Genomic DNA, 20,211 nt, shown 5'->3' on the forward strand with positions numbered 1-20,211 from the left:
ACCGAGCCAGGATCACCAGGCGAGGATCAGCACCATGGTGACCAGGAAGCCGGCGAAGTAGTTGACCAGGATGAACCGCCGCCAGGCCGCATTGACCCGGTGGGCGGTCTCATCGGTGACCGACCACCAGGGCACCGAGAGCACCAGGTAGGGGGTGACGGCGAGGGCGGCCACCTGGCCCGGCCACGGCAGGGTCAGGGCGAGCAGGCCCGAGGCCGTCCAGAGGACGACGGCCAGGCGCACGGTGCGTCGGGCTCCCGTCGCCGTGGCCACCGACCCGATGCCTGCACGCCGGTCGGGCTCCACGTCCTGCACCGCGCCGAAGGCGTGGGCGGCCATCCCCCACAGGAAGAACGCGCCCAGGATGAGTCCGGCCGTGGGTCCCGGCACGCCGCCTCCGGTGTCGGCGGCGAGGACGAATCCGACCGCGGCGGGGCTCACGAAGTGCGTGCTGGAGGTGATCGAGTCCAGGTACGGCCGCTCCTTGAAGCGCATCGGCGGGGCCGAATAGGCGACGACCGCGAAGAGGCTGATCCCCAGCAGCACCCACGTCGCCGGACCGGAGACCGCCGCGAGCACGACCGCGAAGGGGACGACGGACAGCGCCGAGGCCAGGAGCGTGGTCCGGTGGAGCCGTTGCGGAAGCACGGCCCCCTCGATCCCGCCCTTGCGAGGGTTGTTGAGGTCCGAGGCGTAGTCGAAGACGTCGTTGATCCCGTACATCGCCAGGTTGTAGGGGATGAGGAAGAACACGGCTCCGACGACGAGCAGCCAGTCGACCTGGCCGGCACCGAACAGGTAGGCGGCACCGAAGGGGTAGGCGGTGTTGATCCAGCTCACCGGTCGGGAGGCTGAGAGCAGCTGGGCGGCGGTCGAGGCGGGGGCTGCGGAGCGGCTCATCGGGTGCCGCCTCCCTCGGGGCCGCCGCTGGGCGCAGCGCTCGGCCTCGGTGCAGACCTGCCCCGGGAGTCGCGACGCAGCAGCAGGTGCCACAGCGCCGGGAGCAGCAGCGCCCCGGCGATCGGATAGGAGAAGTCCTCCACGGGCGCCAGCCCCACGGCCAGTCCGGAGAGGTGGGCGTCCTCGTAGTGGAAGAACTCTGCGGCGATCATGAGGTTGTCGAAGACCGCGGTCAGCAGATTCATCACCAGCAGGGTCACCCCCACCGCGGCCCACACCATCCGACGCCGGGCGACCAGAGCGACCGTCGCGGCGGCGCCGATGAAGACCAGGGTCAGCCACAGATACGTCATCGGCCGCTCCCGCCCGTCCCATCCGCGCCGACCTCAGCGGCCGGAGCACCGCGAGGACCACGCGGACGACGCAGATGGGTCAGCACCCGCACCGCGCCGGTGTAGACCACCATCGTGCACAGCACCAGGAACATCAGGAACACCGGCTCCTCCAGCGGCATCTCCGGGCCGAGCATGATGCCGGTGTCCAATCGGCTCTCCCCGGAGAGGAAGATCCCCAGGCCGATGCCGGCCACGTCCCACAGCAGGAAGAACACCGTGCCGAGCAGGAGGACCAGTGCGGCCGCCCGAGGACGGCGGAAGAGGAAGAGCCGGTGACGGAAGTCGATGAGCAGCATGCAGGCCGCCGAGCCGAGCAGGGCGAGCAGATAGATCAGACCCACGCTCAGCCTCCGGTCCCGCCCGGGCGTCGCTGCGGGGGCGTGGGGCCGGGGCTGTGGTCCCCGCGCAGCCGTTTGAGCACCAGTTCGGCGCTGATGAGGCACATCGGGACGCCGACCCCCGGGGCCACGGTCGCCCCCGCGAAGTACAGGCCGTCGACCCGGGACGAGGCGTTCTGCGGACGGAACATCGCCGACTGGCCCAGCGTGTGGGCCGGGCCCAGGGCGCCGCCCCGCCAGGAGTGGTAGTCGGCGGCGAAGTCGCCGGGGCCGCGGGTGTGCCGCACGACGATCCGTCCGCGCAGGTCCGGGATCCCCGCCCACTCGGCGATCTGATCGACGGCGGCGTCGGCCATGCGCTCGACCGGCTCGTCGCCGTCGCCGTCGGGCCCGCCCTGACCGATGCCCGGCTCCGCGGGACAGGGGATGAGTACGAAGAGGTTCTCGTGGCCGGCCGGGGCGGCCTCGGGGTCGGTGGCGCTGGGGCGGCACACATAGATCGACGGGGTCTCCGGCCAGTCCGCGTCCTCACCGAAGATCGCCTCGAACTGCGGGGTCCAGTCGTCGGCGAAGAGCAGACTGTGGTGCGCCAGCTCCGGCAGCTTCCCGCGCACACCCAGCATGACCAGGACGGCGCCGGGCCCGCTGACGGCGCGGGTGTCCCACCACTTCTGGGGTCGGCTGCGGTATGCCTCGGCGAGCAGCGCGGTCTCGGTGTGGTGCAGGTCCGCTCCGGAGACGACGACGTCGGCGTCGTCCTGGTGCTCGGCCCCGTCCGCGTCGCGCCGGCGCACCCCGGTGACCCGGCCGCGTGCGGCACCGGGCCGGCGGCGCCGCAGCCGTGGGGCGACCACGATCTCGGTGACCTCGCTGCCGGTGACGATCTCTGCTCCGGCCCGGCGCGCCGCATCGGCCAGAGCATCGACGACTCGGGCGAAGCCGCCCATCGGATGGCGGACCCCGTCGGCGAGGTCGAGGTGGCTCATCAGGTGGTACATCGCCGGGGCGTCCTCAGGTCGGCTGCCCAGGAAGACCGCCGGGTATCCGAGGATCTGACGCAGCACCGTGTGGGTGAACCGGTCGGCGACGTACCGCTGCAGTGACCGCGCGAGCAGGGTGGTCAGCTGCGGCAGCGCGGCCAGCACCTCACGGGAGGCGAAGCCGGTGGGTCGGGTGAACGGGTTGTAGAGGAAGCGACGCTCGGCGATCTCGGAGGTCCGCTCGGCCGAATCCAGATAGTCGGCGAGCGCCTTCCCCGCACCGGGCTCCAGCCGTTCGAAGAGCTCACGGTTCCGGGCGGCGTCGGCGTGGACGTCCACGGGTTCGGAGGCGCGTCCCGCCGCCGGTTCGGGGAACACCCGGTATCCGGGGTCGAGGTCCACGAGCTCCAGCTCGTCGTCCACGCTGGTGCCGGCCATCGCGAAGAAGTGCTCGAAGACCCGCGGCATCAGGTACCAGGAGGGCCCGGTGTCGAAGCGGAAACCGCGGTCCTCGATGCGCCCGGCACGTCCGCCGAGGGACTCGGAGCGCTCGTAGACGGTCACGCGGTGGCCGTCGCGGGCCAGCAGGGCCGCGGTCGCCAGACCGGCGACGCCGGCACCGATGATCGCGATCCGACGGCCGACGGAATGGTCGTCGCGTGTGGTCGCAGGCTCCGTCATCGGGTGCTCCTCGTCGGGGTCGGCCGCAGGGCGGGGCCGGTGGGTGCGAGCGCCTGGGCCAGCAGCCGCAGCTTCACCGGGTCCGGCACGCGGATGCGTCGTCGTCGCAGCTCGTGGGTGGGGGTGGCCGCGAGCCGGCGCAGCAGCTCGGCGAAGAACAGGTGGGCCGCCGTCACCGCCGCCCGGCAGTCCCTCGGCAGCAGCGGGATGACGGCGGCGGCGGCGTCGAGCTGCTCGGCGATGGTCCGCACCCATGCCTGATGCTCCTCCACGGTGAGCACGCCGCGGTCGGAGAGGTAGTTCCGGCCCAGATCCTCCGAGTCCGCGGCGAGGTCGCGCAGGAAGTTCACGTTCTGGAAGGCCGCGCCGAGACGGCGCGCCCCGACCTCCAGGCGGGCCCGTTCCGCCGGAGACGGAGTCTCTTCCCGCAGGAACACCCGCAGGCACATGAGTCCGACCACCTCGGCCGAACCGTAGACATATCGGTCCCGCTCCCCGGCGTCGGCGGGAGAGCCGGAGAGGTCGGCGCGCATCGACTCGAAGAAGGGACCTGTCAGCGTGGTGTCGATACCCGCCTGCCGAGCGGTGCGGGCGAAGCTGTGGATGACCAGGTCAGTGCTGAAGCCCGATGCCATCGCCCGGCGGGTCTCGGCCTCGTAGCGGTCCAACGTCTCGGCCTGCGCCTCAGGCCCGAGCCCGAAACCGGCGGCGGTGCCGTCGACGATCTCGTCGGCCACGCGCACCAGGGCATAGATGCTGCGCACGTGGGCGCGGTGGCGGCGACCGAGCAGCCGCGTGGCCCAGCCGAAGGAGGTGGAATAGGCATCGATCACATCGTCCGCTGCCGCATCTGCAGTCCGGGTGAACCGCCGCGCCGGCGAGGGTTCCGCACTCACGCGAACCTCCTCATCACCGGCGCCGAGTCCTCGACCATCCTATCGGGAACCCGGCCGGGCAGATCTTCGGAGGTCTCGCTGAGACACTTTCCTGCTGATCCGCGGCGTCATCTCGTATTCTGGGAGCCATTCCCGTCGCACCTCGGAGCAGAAGGGAGCCGCTCGGTGACCATCGGCGCCCAAGCCCGGGCAGACCTCGGGGCCACTCCGCGGGCCGAAACGTTGGCTGAGACCAAGTCCTACCTGCTCGAGCGCGCCATCCACTCGGGGTCGACCAGCACGATGCTCGCCCACCGGGCCCTGGTGCGCGGGATCGACTTCGCCCCGGACCGTCAGCAGCGGCTGAGCGTGCGGCACCAGGGACGCAGAGTGTGGTTCAACGGAGCCCGATCCAACCTCAACGGCGTGTTGGCCAAGCGGTGCACGCTGTTCAAAGATGTGACCTCCCGACTGCTGCGCACCTACGGGGTGGACGCACCCGAGAACATGGTCTTCCGTGCTGACGAGCCTGACCTGGCCTGGTCCTGGGCCCAGCGCCGGCTGCCGGTCGTCGTCAAGCCGAACTCCGGGGACGGAGGACGCCAGATTCACCTGGACATCCGCGACGCCGACGAGTTCTCCGAAGCCTTCCGCGACGTCGCCGCCTCCGACGGCGATGCGCTCGTCGAACGGTTCATCCGCGGCGTCGAGCACCGGGTGCTGATGATCTTCGGTCAGGTCGCCGCCGCGGCCCGGCGGGCGCCGGCCCACGTCGTCGGCGACGGCTCCTCCACGGTCGCCGCCCTCGTCGAGGAGAAGAACCGTGCTCGCCGCGAGGCCGACAACCCCGCCCACTGGGAGATCCCGGTCGACGAGCTGACCACCCGCACCCTCGCACAGCACGGCTGGGAGTGGTCCACGGTGCCCGATGACGGCAGGCATGTGCCGCTGCGGGCGAACTCCAACGTCCACAGCGGCGGGGACGGGATCGACGCCACGGATGAGCTGACCTCGGCGGAGATCGGTCTGGCCGAACGCACCGTGCGCTCGATCCCGGGTCTGAGACTGGCCGGACTGGATCTGCTGCTGCCCCGCAACCCCGACGGCTCCCCCGGCCCGGGCGAGCCCATGGTCCTGGAGATCAACGCCAGTCCCATGATGATCGGCCATCACTACCCCTGGGTCGGCTCGCCCCGGGACGTCACCGGGATGCTGCTCGACGCCATGTTCCCGGAGAAGGCGCTGGACCCGAGATGAGGGAGACACCATGAGCGACCGACCGGCCGATGACGCGAGTCCGCGACACCGGACCCCCGACACCTCGGAGGAGGCCCGACTCGGACCCGAGCGGGTCGCCCCCACACCCTCTCCCCGACGGGTGCTGGTGCTCGGCGCGACCGGCTACATCGGCGGACGGCTGGTCCCGCGCCTGCTGCAGGCCGGTCATCAGGTGCGCGTCGCGGTGCGCTCCCCGCAGAAGCTCGTCGACGTCCCGTGGGCGGATCAGGTGGAGACCCATCAGGTCGATCTCGACGACGGCGTCGGACTCGACGAGGCCATGGCCGACGTCGACGTCGTCTACCACCTGGTGCATTCGATGGGCGGAGGCTCCGACTTCGAACAGCATGAGGCAGAGATGGCGCACCGGATCGCCGACTCCGCCGCGGGGGCGGGGGTCTCGAGGGCCGTGTACCTCGGCGGGCTGCACCCGAACGACCGCGAGCTCTCTCCCCACATGCGCTCCCGCGCCACCGTGGGCCAGATCCTGCTGGACAGCCCCGTCGACACCATCGCCTTCCAGGCCGGGATCATCATCGGCTCCGGATCCGCATCCTTCGAGATGATCCGCCACCTGGCCCTGGCGCTGCGCGTCATGCCCGCCCCCGACTGGGTGGCCAACCGGGTGGAGCCGATCGGGGTGCGCGACGTCCTGCACTACCTGGTCCGCGCCGCCGACGTCACCGGTCCGGTCAACCGTGCCCTGGACATCGGCTCCCGCGACGTCTTCACCTACGCCGAGGTCATGCGGGAGTTCGCCCGGCTGGCCGGTCTGCGCCGACGCGTCGTGCTCGCGCTGCCGCTGCCGGCGGCCACGCTCTCCGGGATCTGGGTCGGACTGGTCACCCCGCTGCCGATGGCGCTGACCCGGCCGCTGGTGCAGTCCCTCCAGGAGGACGCGATCACCGACGACCACGACGTCGACGAGATCATCCCGCCGCCGGCCCGGGGGCTGCTCAGCTACGCCGAATCGGTGAAGCTGGCCCTGCGGCGCGAGGAGGAGGGTGCGATCGACACGTCGTGGGACGCCGACGTCGGGGAGCTCGACCAGGCCGCCGGGTCGTTGCCCAGCGACCCCGAGTGGTCGGGCCGCCCGGTCCATGTGGACCGGCGCAGCGCCCACGTCGAGGGGGCGACCGCCGCCGACGTGTGGCCTGTCATCGAGGGGATCGGTGGGGAGAACGGCTGGTACTCGATGCCCGCGGCTTGGAAGATCCGCGGTGTGGTGGACAAGCTCGCCGGCGGGGCCGGTCTGAACCGAGGGCGTCGTCTGCCGGACGAGCTGCGCGTCGGCGATCCGGTGGACTGGTGGCGGGTGGAGACCCTCGAGCGGGATCGACGCCTGGTGCTGCGCGCCGAGATGCGGGTCTCCGGGGACGCCTGGCTGGAGTTCCTCGTCGAGGACGAACCCGGCGGGTGCCGGTACACCCAGCGGGCCGTCTTCTTCCCGGAGAACGTCCTGGGACGTGCCTACTGGGCGGCGATGGCGCCGTTCCATCGGTTCATCTTCCCGGCCATGCGGAAGAACATCATCGCCGCCGCCCACGCGCGACGCACGGAGGGGGCCGCATGACCCGCACCCTGGTGTGGTTCCGCGACGATCTGCGCACCGCCGACCACCCGGCCCTCCATGCGGCCTGCGTCCGGGCCGCCGAAGCCGGAGAGGGCTCGGGGGCCGGCTCCGGCGACGTCGTCGCGCTCTACGTCCTCGACGAGGTGAGTCCCGGGGTGCGCGCCCTGGGCGGGGCGGTGAAGTGGTGGCTGCACGGAGCCCTGGAGTCGCTGGAGGAACGGCTGCGTGGACTCGGAGTCCCGCTGCTGGTCCGCTCCGGCGATCCGGCCCGCCTGGTCCCCGAGCTGGCCGAGGCGCTGGGGGTCGACCGGGTCCATTGGTCTCGGCGCTACGGGGGTCCCGAGCGGGACGTCGACGCCGGCATCAAGGGACGGCTGTCCGCGCAGGGGGTGACTCCGGAGAGCTTCCCGTCCTCGCTGCTGCACGAACCGTGGACGGTGGAGACCCAGAACGGCGGGTCGTACAAGGTGTTCACTCCGTTCTGGCGGGAGGTCGGCGCTCGTAGTCAGGAGGATCCGCTGCCGGAGCCTCGGCCGGTGGCTGAGTATGAGCGCGTCGCCGGTGCCGTCTCCGGCTCCGGGGTGTCCCGCGGCTCGGTCTCCGACTTGGATCTGCGGCCCACGGCACCGGACTGGGCCGGCGGGCTGCGGCGCACCTGGGACCCCACCGAATCGGGCGGACACCGACGGCTGGAGACCTTCCTGCAGGAGAAGGTCGACGACTACGACGAGTCCCGTGACCGCCCGGAGCTCGACGGCACCTCCGGCCTCTCCCCCTACCTGAGGTTCGGACAGCTCAGCCCCCGGCAGGTCTGGACCGCCGCCCATGAGGAGGCGCCGGAGCAGGCGTCCGGCTTCCTCTCCGAGCTGGGGTGGCGGGAGTTCTGCTGGCACCTGCTGTACCACTTCCCCCAGATGCCCCACCGGAACCTCAAGGCGCAGTTCGACGCCTACCCGTGGAGCACCCGGAGGGAGCAGCCGGAGCTGTTCCGCGCGTGGGCCCGCGGTGAGACCGGTTTCGCCTGGGTGGATGCCGGACAGCGGGAGCTCTGGGACACCGGGCATATGCACAATCGGGTGCGGATGGCCTCGGCGAGCCTGCTGATCAAGAACTTCGGCATCGACTGGCGAGAGGGTGAGGCCTGGTTCTGGGACACCTTGGTCGACGCCGACGCCGCCTCGAACCCGGCGAACTGGCAGTGGGTGGCCGGCTGCGGCGCCGATGTGGCCCCGTACTTCAGGATCTTCAATCCCGAGCGGCAGCTGGAGCGCTTCGACCCGAAGCACCGGTACGTCGCGCGCTGGATCCCGGAGCTGGGCACCGACGACTATCCGGAGCCGGTGGTTGACCTCGCCGAATCCCGCCGGGAGGCGCTGGCCCACTACGAGTCGATCAGGGGCCGCTGAGGGGCGGCTGGGACCGTTGAGGGCTCACCGGTCCCTGCCTCGGGGGTGAGTCCGAGCATCTGCCGGGTGAGTCGCCAGTGGGACTCGGCGACGTCGTCGTCGGACGCGAGCGCGGAGAGCCTGGATCGGGTGCGGTCGGCGTCGTAGTGCACGCCGGGCTGCCAGGTGCGGCCGGGGATCCCGTCGATGAAGTGCACCAGGTTGTCACCACCGTCGATGACGTTGAGAGGTGATACCAGTCCGGCGCTGCGGTAGAGGAAGCGGTGGCGCAGGGAGAGGGCCGAGGCCAGGCCGGTGTTGATGACCCCCGGGTGGAAGGACACCGGTCGCAGCGTCGGACGATGCCGGGCCAGCGCGCGGGCGTAGAGCACATTGCCGAGCTTCGAGGCGGCGTAGGCGTGGTGCGGACACCAGTGGTCTCCGCCCTCCAACCGTCGACGGTCCAAGGGCGGGGTGAGCACCGAGTGGCGTTCGGCGCGGCTTGCGGTGACCACTACGGCGGCGCCGGCGGACTGCGGCGCCCCGATGAGGTCGGCGAGGAGCTCGGTGAGCAGCGCGTGGGCCAGATGGTTGACCTGCAGGGTGGCCTCGAAGCCGTCGACGGTGCGCCGGTGGTGCCGGTGGACGGCGGCCGCGTTCAGGGCCAGGACGTCGATCCTCCCGCAGCGCTGACGCAGCTGTTCCGCGGCGGTGCGGACCTGGTCCAGCTCGGTGAAGTCGGCGATCAGATGTTCGGCGCCGGTCGCCTCGGCGACTCGACGGGTACGTTCCGGGTCGCGGCCGAGCAGGAGGAGTCGGGTGTCCTCTCGGCGACCCAGCCGGTGTGCGGCCGCGGCACCGATCCCTGCGCTGGCCCCGGTGATCACGACGGTGCGGCGGCTGGGCATGGGGTCCATCCTCCCATCACCTCCTCTGCCGTCCCCTCACCCCCTCATCGGTTGGGCGCTCCGCGTCGCGTTGAGGCCGTCGGGGGCGCTCGTCGGCGACGCGGAGCGCCCAACCGATGAGGGTGGGGATGGAATAGCCGCACCTCAGGTCCCGTTGGGGCGGATATGCGTGCGATGACCTACTCCGAATACGGCGACCCTGAGACGCTGCGCCTGACCGATGACGCCCCACGTCCCAAGCTCGGACCCGGAAGCGTGCTGATCCGCGTCGAGCGGGCTGCGGTGAATCCGGTCGACTGGAAGGTGATGGCCGGGCACCTCGATCCGATGCTGGACGTCATCTTCCCGGCGATCCCCGGCTGGGACGTCGCCGGTGTGGTCGAAGACATCGGCCCCGACGTCCCGGAGTTCCACGTCGGTGATCGGGTGGCCTCCTACGGACGCAAGGACGTCGTCCACGGGGGCACCTATGCCGAGTTCACGGCGCTGCCGGCGTCCTCGGTCGCCCGCATCCCCGACGCGGTCGGATCCGACGTCGCCGCCGGTCTGCCGCTGGCCGGTCTGACGGCTCTGCGCTCCCTGGAGACCCTCGGAATCGGGGAGGAGGACACGCTGCTGATCCATGCGGCCTCCGGCGGGGTGGGCCACCTGGCCGCCCAGCTGGCCGTCGCCCGGGGTGCGACGGTCTTCGGCACCGCCTCGGCCCAGCACCATGACCGGCTGCGCGGGCTCGGCGTCACGCCCTTCGAGTACGGAGAAGGGCTCGTGGAGCAGGTCCGCGCCGAGGCTCCGGACGGGGTGAGCGCCGTGGCCGACTTCGTCGGCGGCGTGTGGGAGCAGACCCGTGAGCTGCTGACCATCGACGGGCGGCACATCTCGATCGCCGACCCGGAGGTCGAGGAGCACGGCGGCCGCTGGGTGTGGGTGCGCCCCGACGGGCGTCGCCTCGACACCCTGCTGAACCAGGTGGCCGACGGATCCCTCGAGGTGGGGCTGGATCGGACGTTCCCGCTGTCCGAGGCCGTCGAGGCGCTCGAGGTGAGCCGCCGCGGCGAGGCGAACGGCAAGATCCTCATCGACCCGACGACCTGAGGCGGCTCGACGGGTCGGCAGCGCTCCGTCGGCTCATTCGGGCCAGTCGGAGCCTCGGATGATCTCCACGAAGTCGTCGCGCCGGAAGCCGGGCAGGAAGTGGTCCAGCACATCGGCCTTCACGTTGCCGAAGGTCGTCTCCGGTCGGTCCTTGAGCCCCTCGGTGAAGGCCGCGAGGATCCGTTCCTTGAAGTCGGGGCGCGGGTGCGCCGCGACGATCTCCTCCCGCGCCGCCGCAGGGATCTGATCGAAACCGACGCCGAGCACGTCGACCTCGACTCCTCGGGTCACCAGGGCCGTCTCCGGCGCCATGTGCAGGGGGATCTCCGGGGTGGTGTGCAGGGCGATGCCGGCCCAGACCCGGTCGATCGCCGCCTCGTCGAGGTCGTAGGACCTCAGGAACCGGCGCGCCTCGTCTGCGGCGTCGATCTCGAACCGCTGGTCGGTGCGCCGGTAGCGCTCGGTGAGTCCGAGGTCGTGGAACATCGCTCCGACGTAGAGCAGCTCGGGGTCCGCCTCGCGCCCCTCCTGCCGGCCGCGCAGGGAGCCGAAGAGGAACACACGCCTCGAGTGGTCGTAGATGAGGTCGGAGGACGCATCCCGCACGAGTGCGGTGGCCTCTCGGGCCATCCTGCTGTCGGGGATGTCGATGCCGGCGATGGTCTCGGCCATGTCGTCCTGCCTCTCGTCGTCGGGTGGGGCTGATGAGCCCCAGGGATGTGACCGCTTCTCATCGGACGGCGCCTCCACGGGCGCCTCGATGGTCATTATCGCTGGTCAGCGACGCTGAGGGCCACACCTGTGGTGCTCGCCCCGTCCCGCGGATACCGTGTGAGCATGGACGTCTCCGTGCGTGTGCCCCCGGTCGTGCTGCTGGGTGCGGCCGGTGCGCTGCAGCGTCTCGCGGCGCCACGCACCCGTCCCTCACGGATCGCGACCGTCGGCGCCGGGGTGATCGCGGGCGGCTCCCTGTGGATGCTGGCCGAGTCGATCCGCCGGTTCGTCACCGGCGGCACCACCGTCGATCCGGTCGACGTCGACCGGCCGTCGTCCCTGATCCGGACCGGCCCGAATCGGCTGACTCGGAATCCCATGTACGTCGGCATGACGGGGCTGCTGGTCGCCCACGCGGTGGTGCGGCGGAGCCTCTGGGCGCTTCCGCCGGCGGCGGCGTTCGCCGTGACCATCGACCGCATGCAGATCCCCGTCGAGGAGGCGGCGCTGCGGCGGCGCTTCGGAGGCGAGTACGAGCAGTACGCCGCTCAGACTCCCAGGTGGCTGTGGTCCCCCTCCCGGACGTCCGCCCGCAGTTCCGCAGCCCCCGACGATCAGCTCGGCGACACACCCTCCACAGGTTGAAACCGCTTCACCGACCGACGGCACAGATCATAGGATCGTGACATGAGTCACCTCTCAGACATCGAGATCGCATCCGCGGCGGACCTCCGACCCATCGGCGACGTCGCCCATGACCTGGGTCTCAGCGATGAGGCCCTCTATCCGATCGGTCACCACATGGCGAAGATCGACGCCGAACAGCTCCGTGAGCGCCCCCAGTCGGGACGGGTCGTCCTGGTCACCGCCCTGACGCCGACCCCGGCCGGGGAGGGCAAGTCGACGATGACGGTCGGTCTGACCGACGGGCTCAACAGGATCGGCGTGAGGGCGGCGGCCGCCCTGCGCGAACCCTCGCTGGGTCCGGTGTTCGGCATGAAGGGCGGAGCGACCGGCGGCGGCTATGCGCAGGTGGTGCCGATGGAGGACATCAACCTGCACTTCACCGGAGACTTCCACGCCATCACCTCGGCCAACAATCTCCTCGCCGCGAGCATCGACAACCACATCCAGCAGGGCAACGCGCTGGGCATCGACCCGCGACGCATCGACTTCCGCCGGGTCCTGGACATGAACGACCGGGCACTGCGCCAGATCGTCGTCGGCCTCGGCGGACCGGCCCAGGGCGTGCCGCGTGAGGACCAGTTCACGATCACCGTGGCCAGCGAGGTCATGGCCGTCCTATGTCTGGCCACTGACCTGGAGGATCTGAAGGCCCGCTTGGGGAGGATCACCGTCGCCAGCACCTACGACCGGCGGCCGGTGACGGTCGCGGACATCGGTGTCGCCGGCGCTATGACGGTTCTGCTCAAACGCGCCGTCCAGCCGAACCTGGTGCAGACCCTCGAGGGGAACCCCGCCCTGATCCACGGGGGACCCTTCGCCAACGTCGCCCACGGGTGCAGCTCGGTCCGCGCCACTCAGACGGCTCGCCGGCTCGCTGACGTCGTCGTCACCGAAGCCGGCTTCGGCGCGGACCTCGGTGCGGAGAAGTTCCTCGACATCAAGGCGCCGCAGGCCGACTGCTACCCGGATGCCGTCGTGCTGGTGGCCACCGTACGGGCGCTGAAGATGCACGGCGGCGTAGCCAAGGACGACCTCAGGACCGAGGACGTCGACGCGCTGCGCCGGGGACTGGCGAACCTCGACCGCCACGTGACCAACATGCGCGGGGCCGGTGCCGAGCCGGTGATCGCGATCAACGCCTTCGTCCACGACACCGACGCCGAGGTCGAGGCGCTGCGCTCCTGGTGCGTGGAGCAGGGGCTGCGCAGCGCGGTGGTCGAAGCCTGGGCCCGCGGAGGCGCCGGTGCCGTCGACCTGGCCGAGCAGGTGTCCCGGGCGCTCGAACAGCCTGCTGAGATGCAGTCCTTCTACGCGGCAGACATGACTCTGGAGGAGAAGATCCGCACCCTGGTCACCGAGGTGTACCGCGGCGACGGCGCCGAGTTCTCCTCCGTCGCCCGTCGGAAGCTCGCCGAATATGAGCGCCAGGGATGGGACAGGCTGCCGGTGTGCGTGGCCAAGACCCAGTACTCCTTCTCCGACGACCCGTCCCTGCGGGGCGCCCCGGAGGGCTTCACGCTCACCGTCCGGGACCTGCAGGTGCGCACCGGCGCCGGATTCGTCGTGGTGCTGACCGGAGACATCATGACGATGCCCGGACTGCCCAAGCACCCTGCGGCGCTGGACATGGACATCACCGCCGACGGCGGGGTGAGCGGCCTCTCCTGAGGATGCGACGGGGCAGGCACCTGAGCTCGCACCTGTGACCGGGAGATCGAATCCGCACGATGTAAACCTTTGGTTGACATAGCCTGTCAACCAAAGGTTTACTGATGGCATGGATCCGATCAGACAGGCTCAACAGCACCTCGACCAGGCCAAGGAACAGCTCCGGCAGAGCGTCCGTCAGGCTCGTTATGAAGGGCGGACCTGGGTGGACATCGGTCGGGCGCTGGGCATGAGCCGTCAGGCCGCATTCAAGCGATTCGGAGAAGTCACCGATCCGGTCGACAGCCGGAAGATCACAGGAGTCCCCATGTCACTGACAGAGATCCGCACCCGGACTGAGCAGGTCTTCGACCTCATCTCCACCGCCGACTACGACGCACTCGAGCAGATGCTGCATCCCGATGTGGGACCCGACCTCACCGCCTCGACGATCTCCCAGGTCTGGACGTCGGTGCTCACGGAGTTCGGTGCCAAGGAGTCCTTCGACGACACGCACGTCGTCCTCCCAGCCGGGGACAGGATCGAGGAGGACGACCAGATCATGGGAACCGTCGTCGGCGTCACGACGCTGAACTGCGAGGCCGGAGAACGGATGGGAAGGGTCGCGTTCGACGACCGACGGCGCATCGTCGGGCTGCTCATCCTCCCGCCCGACTACAGTCCGCTGCCCTTCTGACCACCCCTGTTCCCCCGGCGGCCCGGGCCTGATAGGACTGCATCTATGAGTACCGACGTCACTGCCGAGGCCACCGTTCAGATCGACGACGAGAATGTCAGGGTCACCGAATGGCGCTTCGCGCCGGGCACCCAGACCGGTGAGCACACCCATGAGTTCGACTACGTCGTGGTGCCGCTGACCGGCGGGACCCTCCAGGTCCACTCCGACGGTGAGGTCGCACCGAACGACCTCGTCCCCGGACGCAGCTACACGCGTCGGGCCGGGGCCCGGCACAACGTGGTCAATGAGTCGGACTCGGAGTGCGCCTTCGTGGAGATCGAGCTGAAGCGGCAGTCCCCAGCGGGATGAGACTCCCTATCCCTGCTCCTCCCGACGTCTCACGATCTCTGCGATCCAGACGGGAGCGTAGGGGGAGGTGCAGTTCGGAGGGGTCGGATAGTCCCTGAGGACCCCGAGTCGCTCTCCGACGCCGATCGCCCGGGCACGTTGCTCCGCATGACTGATCCCGATCTGGGCGAGGCAGTGGTTCATCGCCCATTGGAGCCTCTCCGGCGCCGCAGACATCTCTGATTCGATGGTCGACAGCAGCCCCTCGAGATCCAGACCCTCGGGCCTCTTCTCCACACGCTCGGTGGTCAGCGCCCAACCGGCGGCCGCGACCTCGGGGGCCGAATCGGCGAGCCATGCGGTGCGCAGCTCCTCGGCGTGGGGGCTCTTCTTCACCACATAGCTGACCAGCCAGTCATGGACCTTCGGCGTGCGAGTCTGCCGGAGCATCGCGTCGAGCTCGTCAGGGGTGAACGCCTTCGGCCGACAGATCAGCAGCGCCAGGAGCCGCGCGGCGCTGTCATCGGTGGCCCACAGCTCGACGGCGAGATCGTGCTGGGTCTTCAGTCGCTTCGCGACGGCGCGCAGCGTGGTGAGGTTCACTGCGTGGTCGTCGCCGTGCTTCCGGTTCACCGCGAGGATCTTGGGATCCTCCAGATCGGCCAGCTCCTTCAGGACCTGATCCGTGGTCATCGACGGCATGACATCACTCCACCACGCTCCGGTACCGGTTCCATCCGCTGAGGATATGAGTCCGCATCAGCGATGCCGCCCACTCCGGGTCCCCCTGTTCGGCGGCGGTGACCAGCTCGTCGTGATGGTCCATACTGATCGCGGTGAGTCGGGGATCGTAGGTGACCATCACCTTCGAGACCAACAGCGGGACCATCAGCTGCTCGGCCGTCGAAATCAGGGGGTGCCCCTCCACACGGCTGATGTAGTACCTGTGGAACCGGTTGTTCAGCTGGGAGAGCTCAGTGCGCCGGGCGGGGTCCTCGCCCAGTTCACGCATCTCGGCGGCGAGCTCCTTCAGATGGGCGACATCCTGCTCGGTCATCTCCGGCACCGCCAGCGCCGCCAAGTGCGACTCCACCAATGCCCGAGACCGATAGATCTGTTCGATCTCGCGGATCGAGTACGACCGAACGCGTGCTCCTCGATTTGGCTCCAGGACCAGAACACCTGCACCGGCCAGCTCCCGGATCGAATCCCTCACCGGCGTCCTGCTGACCCCGCAGCGCCGAGCGATGTCGGCCTCACGGATCCGCTCCCCCGCACCGATCGTCCCGTCCGTGAGCATGCTGAGCAGCTGCTCGGTCACGGAGGGACCCCTGGACTCGTCGGATTCGAAGGTCGTCACAGCAACGAGGGTATTACTCAGGCCACGTGGCGTTCGCCAGATCCGCCCTGGTGCCGCCTCGCATCACGAAGGAGCTCACAGGGAACCCCGTCTCTGCGATGACGGATTCAGCGATGCCCCGGCACCCCTCCAGGTCGATGCCGGTGCGGACACCCATCCCGTCGAGCAGGTGCACCAGGTCCTCAGTGGCCATGTTCCCCAGAACGGTCGGATCCCCTGGGAACCACATGTCCCCACCGAGCCCGGCGAACGAGCTCTCCAACCATCCCGCCCCCGCAGAAAGCGCGGCCAGTGCGTTGGCCGGCGCGAATCCGTTGCGGTTGTGCAGGTGTACTCCGCAGTCCATCTCGGGGAACCGCTGACGGGTCTCGACGACGGCGTCGTACAGTTCGCGGGGATGCTCCTGGCCGGTGGTCGTGGCGAGGTACACCCCCGCCGCACCGGCGTTCCGGGCCGCCGCGAGGACCTTGTTCCGTCGCTCCGACTCGACAGGACCGTGACACGGCGAGAACATGGCGCAGGCGACGGCGACGACCAGCTGCTGCCCGGACGAACGCGCGAGCTCCCCGATCGCCTGCAGCTCCCCGAGCAGCTGATCCGTCGTCCTTCCCTGGTTCTTCAGCGCCATTCCGTCTTCGGCCGGGATCACCACGGCGACCTCGTCGATCTCGCACTCCGCGGCTCGCTGAGCGCCCCGCAGGTTCGGAACGAGTGCCCTGTACCGCACTCGGGCCGTCCGGGGCACCTCCGCCAGGACCTCCTCGGCGTCGGCCAGCTGAGGCAGGACCTTCGGGTGGGCGAAGGAGGCCACCTCGATCTCGCGGACCCCCGTCTCGATCAGTCGGTGGACGATGTCGATCTTCTGCGCCGTGGTCAGCCCGGCCTCCACGGCCTGGAGACCGTCGCGCAGCCCGACCTCGACCACCCTCGTCTGCTCAGGGAGATCCCACATCAGCGCACCACTCCCGCCTGCCGCCATCCACGGATGACCTCGTCGTCGTATCCGAGCTCCTGCAGGGTGCGCGTGGTGTGCTCCCCGAGCCTCGGTCCCGACCATCGCACCGCCGAATCCGTGCGGCTGAGTCGTGGAAAGGCGTTCTGCATGCGGACCCGTCCGTGCCGGGAATCATCGACGGTGGTGATCGAGCCGCGGTGTCGGAACTGGACATCCTCGAGCATGTCCTGGGGTGTGAAGATCTTCCCTATGGGGACGGAGTGGGCGGTCAGCGTGTCCTCCAGCTCCTGAGCCTCGAGGCTCAGGGAGAACTCCGCGATCCGTTCATCGAGCATCTGCTGACGCTCTCCGCGGGCCAGGTGGGTGGCGAACCGTTCGTCGTCGGCCAGCTCCGGCTCACCCATCGCCGTGCAGAGCCGACGGAAGACGGTGTCCTGATTGGCGGCGATGATCATCCACTGTCCGTCCCTCGTCGGATACACGTTGCTCGGTGCGATCTTGGGCAGGATCGACCCGCTGCGCTCTCGCTGCACTCCGGCCACCGCCCAGTCGGGGACCAGGGACTCCATCACGCCCAGCACAGACTCGTAGATCGAGGCGTCGACGACCTGACCGCGTCCGGAGACGCTGCGCTCGTGCAGGGCGCTGAGGCCACCGATGGTCGCGAACATAGCGGCCAGCGTGTCCCCGATCGATATCCCGACCCGCGACGGAGGGGTGGACGGGTCGCCGACCACGTAGCGCAGCCCACCCATGGCCTCACCGATGGACCCGTACCCAGGGCGTTCGGCGTAGGGGCCGGTCTGACCGAACCCGGAGACGCGCATCAGTACGAGCCCCGGATTCGTCTCCGCGAGGCGCTCATATCCCAGACCCCAGCGCTCGAGCGATCCGGGACGGAAGTTCTCGATGAGGATGTCGGCCTCGTCGATGAGGCGACGCGCGATCGCCTGACCGTCGTCGCTTCGCAGGTTCAGGGCGACGGACTTCTTGTTCCGGGCCAGCACCGACCACCACAGGGAGTCCCCGTCGGCGGCGGACTGACCCCACTGGCGCAGCGGGTCGCCGTGACGAGGTTCTTCGATCTTGACGACCTCCGCTCCCATGTCACCGAGGATCTGTCCGCAGAAGGGGCCGGCGATGAGCTGCCCCATCTCCACCACTCGGACTCCGGAGAGCGGGCCTGTGGTGCTCGGCGCCGAAGCCTCCGGCACAGGCGGGGCGTCCGTCATGGGTGGCTCCTTCTCTCAGGCACGGTGGATGAGGATTGGCCACAGTGTATGCAATCTATGGTCGCCTCCGCCATAGGACGTAGAAAATTCCGCGTAAAGACGCGCTCTGACCAGGGGTCATCGTGTGACACTTGCCGTATTGTGCACAATTAGTGTTTACTTCCCAACGAGGTGTGATCCACTTCACCGACGTTCAGATCGTCGACACATCGCCGCAGGACATCGGCCGTCGGCCCAGACCCCCACGATGCGACTCCCCGGCTCAGCCGGCGAAGAGGTGTGACATGAAGGAACCCATCCGCAAGCCCTGGATATGGATGGTCCTGCTCGGACTGTTCGTGATCAACGCCCCGTGGTACCTGCCCACCGGGATGATCGAGCCCTTCGTCTTCGGACTCCCCCTGTGGGTGGTCCTGGTGCTGGTGTTCTCCGTGGCTCTGAGCGCGTTCCTGCACTGGGCGAGCCTCACGCAGTGGGACATCGTCGAGGACGAGGAGACCGCAGCAGCCTCACGCCCGGCTCCTGAGGAGGGGGAGTCGGCATGACAGTGGCGCAGCAGCAGCCTCAGCTCGTCTTCGGCGGCATCGACTCCCTGGTGATCCTGGCGATCTACGCCCTGATGATGATCGCCGTCGGATGGCTCGCCGGTCGCGGACGAGACATCGGGAAATCCGTCAGCGACTACTACCTCGCGGGTCGAGGACTGGGAATGGTGACCCTGTTCTTCACCCTCTACGCCACCCAGTACAGCGGCAACACGGTCGTCGGATACGCACCCCAGGCCTACCGTGAGGGCTTCTCCTGGCTGCAGTCGATCCCGTTCTTCACCCTCATCATCGCCGTCTATCTCCTGTTCGCACCGCGGCTCTACGTCATCGGGCGGCGCCGTGGCTTCATCACTCCGACGGACTGGATCTCCGATCGATTCCGGTCACGCGCCGTGACGATCCTCGCCATCGTCCTGATGCTCTGGGGGCTGGCCAACTACCTGCTCGAGCAGCTGGTGGCCATCGGCCATGCGGTCTCAGGTCTGACCGGCGGCGCGATCCCCTACGGCTGGGCGGTCATCGGCTTCATCGTCGTCATGCTCACCTACGAGTGGCTCGGCGGCATGAAGGCCGTCGCAGTGACCGATGCGCTGCAGGGCATCATGCTCATGATCGGAATCGCCGTGATGCTGGTCGGGGCGCTGGTGCTCACCGGTGGTGGAATCGAGAACCTGACGGCCAACATCGCGGCGAACGCGCCGGAGAAGATCGGCGTGCCCGATGCGGCCACGAACATCAACTGGCTCTCCATGCTCGTCATCGTCGCCTTCGGGGCGGCCATGTATCCGCACGCGATCCAGCGGATCTACTCCTCGTCGTCGGAGCGGGTGCTGAAGCGCTCGCTGGGTCGGATGGCGTGGATGCCGTTCATCACCTCAGGGTTGGTGTTCATCGTCGGCATCATCTGCATCGATCTCTACCCCGGACTCGAGGTGGGGGCCTCCGAACAGCTGGTCGGCCTGCTGGCCAACGACGTCGCCTCGCTGCACCCGATCTTCTACTGGGCCATGATCCTGTTCTTCGGAGCGATCGTGGGCGCCATCGTCTCCACCGCAGACTCGGTGCTGCTCTCGTTCTCGTCCATGATCTCCCACGACATCTTCGGCCAGTACATCAAGCGCGACGCCAGCGATCGTGCCAAGGTGCTCGTGGGGAAGTTCACGGGAATCGCGATGATCGCGCTGCTCCTCTGGGTGGCCTGGAATCCTCCGGGCACCCTGTACCAGATATTCGTCCTCAAGTTCGAGATCCTGGTCCAGGTCGCCCCGGCGTTCATCCTGGGGCTCTATTGGAAGCGGCTCAGCGCCGGACCGGTCTTCGTCGGAATGCTCATCGGCGCGGTCGTCGCCGGAGCCCTCACCCTGACCGGGAACAGCACCGTCTACGGCATCCACGGCGGAACCATCGGGTTGGCCCTGAACTTCGTGATCTGCGTAGTCGGCTCCCTGGTGTTCAGCCCCTCCGAGGAGACCCAGCGTGACATCGAGGAGATGACTCGGCTGGAGAAGGTGGCGAGGTGAGGCGGGTCCTCAGCGGATCTCCTCGGGGCGCCGGATGCACGGGGGCAGCCGATCGACAGCGCAGGCCACACATTTCGGCTGTGCTCGTGGGGTGGGAGGAAGGTCATGCTGTCGTC

The 20,211-nt window shown here is 69.2% G+C and carries 21 protein-coding genes; 10 read left to right on the top strand and 11 right to left on the bottom strand.

The features are described 5' to 3' along the window. Positions 1-12 precede the first annotated feature (12 nt). From N7E59_RS05165 to N7E59_RS05185, 5 genes are read right to left on the bottom strand one after another with little or no spacing between them, the layout of a single operon-like run. Positions 13-900 carry a prenyltransferase gene (locus tag N7E59_RS05165; protein WP_261623850.1) on the bottom strand — a complete coding sequence of 296 codons (888 nt, stop codon included), beginning with the start codon at positions 898-900 and terminating at the stop codon, positions 13-15. After that, complete coding sequence (locus N7E59_RS05170; RefSeq protein ID WP_261623851.1) at positions 897-1,253, bottom strand: lycopene cyclase domain-containing protein; 357 nt, start codon at positions 1,251-1,253, stop codon at positions 897-899. Before N7E59_RS05170 ends, N7E59_RS05165 begins: the two co-directional genes overlap by 4 nt. Next, the gene (locus N7E59_RS05175) at positions 1,250-1,636 is read right to left on the bottom strand and encodes a lycopene cyclase domain-containing protein (protein ID WP_261623852.1); all 387 of its coding nucleotides are present in this window, start codon (positions 1,634-1,636) and stop codon (positions 1,250-1,252) included. The genes N7E59_RS05170 and N7E59_RS05175 overlap by 4 nt, the downstream gene beginning before the upstream one ends. A gap of 2 nt (positions 1,637-1,638) precedes the next feature. Then, complete coding sequence (gene crtI / locus N7E59_RS05180; RefSeq protein WP_261623853.1) at positions 1,639-3,294, bottom strand: phytoene desaturase family protein; 1,656 nt, start codon at positions 3,292-3,294, stop codon at positions 1,639-1,641. Next, positions 3,291-4,190, bottom strand: coding sequence for a phytoene/squalene synthase family protein (locus N7E59_RS05185; protein WP_261623854.1), 900 nt, complete (start codon positions 4,188-4,190; stop codon positions 3,291-3,293). The genes crtI and N7E59_RS05185 overlap by 4 nt, the downstream gene beginning before the upstream one ends. A gap of 165 nt (positions 4,191-4,355) precedes the next feature. Here N7E59_RS05185 and N7E59_RS05190 point away from each other — a divergent pair, with 165 nt between their 5' ends. From N7E59_RS05190 to N7E59_RS05200, 3 genes are read left to right on the top strand one after another with little or no spacing between them, the layout of a single operon-like run. Next, positions 4,356-5,426 (top strand): hypothetical protein, encoded by a 1,071-nt coding sequence (locus N7E59_RS05190; RefSeq protein ID WP_261623855.1) that lies wholly within the window; start codon positions 4,356-4,358, stop codon positions 5,424-5,426. Positions 5,427-5,436: 10 nt separating this feature from the next. Continuing rightward, entirely contained in the window at positions 5,437-7,020 is a 1,584-nt protein-coding gene (locus N7E59_RS05195; protein WP_261623856.1) for an SDR family oxidoreductase, read from the top strand. Next, a complete protein-coding gene (locus tag N7E59_RS05200; protein ID WP_261623857.1) occupies positions 7,017-8,426 on the top strand; it encodes a cryptochrome/photolyase family protein in 1,410 nt (469 codons plus the stop codon). Before N7E59_RS05195 ends, N7E59_RS05200 begins: the two co-directional genes overlap by 4 nt. Here the strand turns inward: N7E59_RS05200 and N7E59_RS05205 are convergent. Beyond that, entirely contained in the window at positions 8,402-9,313 is a 912-nt protein-coding gene (locus N7E59_RS05205) for an SDR family NAD(P)-dependent oxidoreductase (protein ID WP_261623858.1), read from the bottom strand. The two genes, N7E59_RS05200 and N7E59_RS05205, sit on opposite strands and share 25 nt — an antisense overlap. A gap of 174 nt (positions 9,314-9,487) precedes the next feature. On the opposite strand from N7E59_RS05205, the gene N7E59_RS05210 reads away from it, so the two are divergent. Beyond that, on the top strand, positions 9,488-10,405 hold the full coding sequence (locus tag N7E59_RS05210; RefSeq protein ID WP_315942987.1) for an NADP-dependent oxidoreductase: 918 nt from the start codon (positions 9,488-9,490) through the stop codon (positions 10,403-10,405). A gap of 33 nt (positions 10,406-10,438) precedes the next feature. On the opposite strand, the gene N7E59_RS05215 is transcribed toward N7E59_RS05210, so the two are convergent. Continuing rightward, positions 10,439-11,077, bottom strand: a complete 639-nt coding sequence (locus tag N7E59_RS05215) for an HD domain-containing protein (RefSeq protein ID WP_261623860.1) — start codon at positions 11,075-11,077, stop codon at positions 10,439-10,441. 165 nt (positions 11,078-11,242) lie between these two features. Between N7E59_RS05215 and N7E59_RS05220 the strand changes: the two genes are divergently transcribed. From N7E59_RS05220 to N7E59_RS05235, 4 genes are all read left to right on the top strand, one after another. Next, complete coding sequence (locus N7E59_RS05220) at positions 11,243-11,764, top strand: methyltransferase family protein (protein ID WP_261623861.1); 522 nt, start codon at positions 11,243-11,245, stop codon at positions 11,762-11,764. Positions 11,765-11,806: 42 nt separating this feature from the next. Then, positions 11,807-13,474: a formate--tetrahydrofolate ligase gene (locus N7E59_RS05225; RefSeq protein WP_261623862.1), complete on the top strand. Its 1,668-nt coding sequence runs from the start codon at positions 11,807-11,809 to the stop codon at positions 13,472-13,474. Between the two features lie 109 nt (positions 13,475-13,583). After that, positions 13,584-14,150, top strand: coding sequence for a DUF3887 domain-containing protein (locus N7E59_RS05230; protein ID WP_261623863.1), 567 nt, complete (start codon positions 13,584-13,586; stop codon positions 14,148-14,150). Positions 14,151-14,195: 45 nt separating this feature from the next. Continuing rightward, on the top strand, positions 14,196-14,501 hold the full coding sequence (locus N7E59_RS05235) for a cupin domain-containing protein (protein ID WP_261623864.1): 306 nt from the start codon (positions 14,196-14,198) through the stop codon (positions 14,499-14,501). Positions 14,502-14,507: 6 nt separating this feature from the next. Here the strand turns inward: N7E59_RS05235 and N7E59_RS05240 are convergent, their stop codons facing one another. The 4 genes from N7E59_RS05240 to N7E59_RS05255 are packed head-to-tail and all read right to left on the bottom strand — an operon-like array spanning position 14,508 to position 18,027. Then, positions 14,508-15,182 (bottom strand): DNA alkylation repair protein, encoded by a 675-nt coding sequence (locus N7E59_RS05240; protein WP_261623865.1) that lies wholly within the window; start codon positions 15,180-15,182, stop codon positions 14,508-14,510. Positions 15,183-15,186: 4 nt separating this feature from the next. Next, positions 15,187-15,840, bottom strand: a complete 654-nt coding sequence (locus tag N7E59_RS05245; RefSeq protein WP_261623866.1) for a GntR family transcriptional regulator — start codon at positions 15,838-15,840, stop codon at positions 15,187-15,189. Between the two features lie 13 nt (positions 15,841-15,853). Continuing rightward, positions 15,854-16,792, bottom strand: coding sequence for a hydroxymethylglutaryl-CoA lyase (locus N7E59_RS05250; protein WP_261623867.1), 939 nt, complete (start codon positions 16,790-16,792; stop codon positions 15,854-15,856). Next, complete coding sequence (locus N7E59_RS05255; RefSeq protein ID WP_261623868.1) at positions 16,792-18,027, bottom strand: CaiB/BaiF CoA transferase family protein; 1,236 nt, start codon at positions 18,025-18,027, stop codon at positions 16,792-16,794. The genes N7E59_RS05250 and N7E59_RS05255 overlap by 1 nt, the downstream gene beginning before the upstream one ends. A gap of 284 nt (positions 18,028-18,311) precedes the next feature. Between N7E59_RS05255 and N7E59_RS05260 the strand changes: the two genes are divergently transcribed. Then, a complete protein-coding gene (locus N7E59_RS05260) occupies positions 18,312-18,572 on the top strand; it encodes a hypothetical protein (RefSeq protein ID WP_261623869.1) in 261 nt (86 codons plus the stop codon). Continuing rightward, positions 18,569-20,095 (top strand): sodium:solute symporter family protein, encoded by a 1,527-nt coding sequence (locus N7E59_RS05265; protein ID WP_261623870.1) that lies wholly within the window; start codon positions 18,569-18,571, stop codon positions 20,093-20,095. Before N7E59_RS05260 ends, N7E59_RS05265 begins: the two co-directional genes overlap by 4 nt. The last annotated feature ends 116 nt before the right edge of the window (positions 20,096-20,211 follow it).

The organism is Nesterenkonia marinintestina, assembly GCF_025420485.1.
GTDB classification, from domain to species: domain Bacteria; phylum Actinomycetota; class Actinomycetes; order Actinomycetales; family Micrococcaceae; genus Nesterenkonia; species Nesterenkonia marinintestina.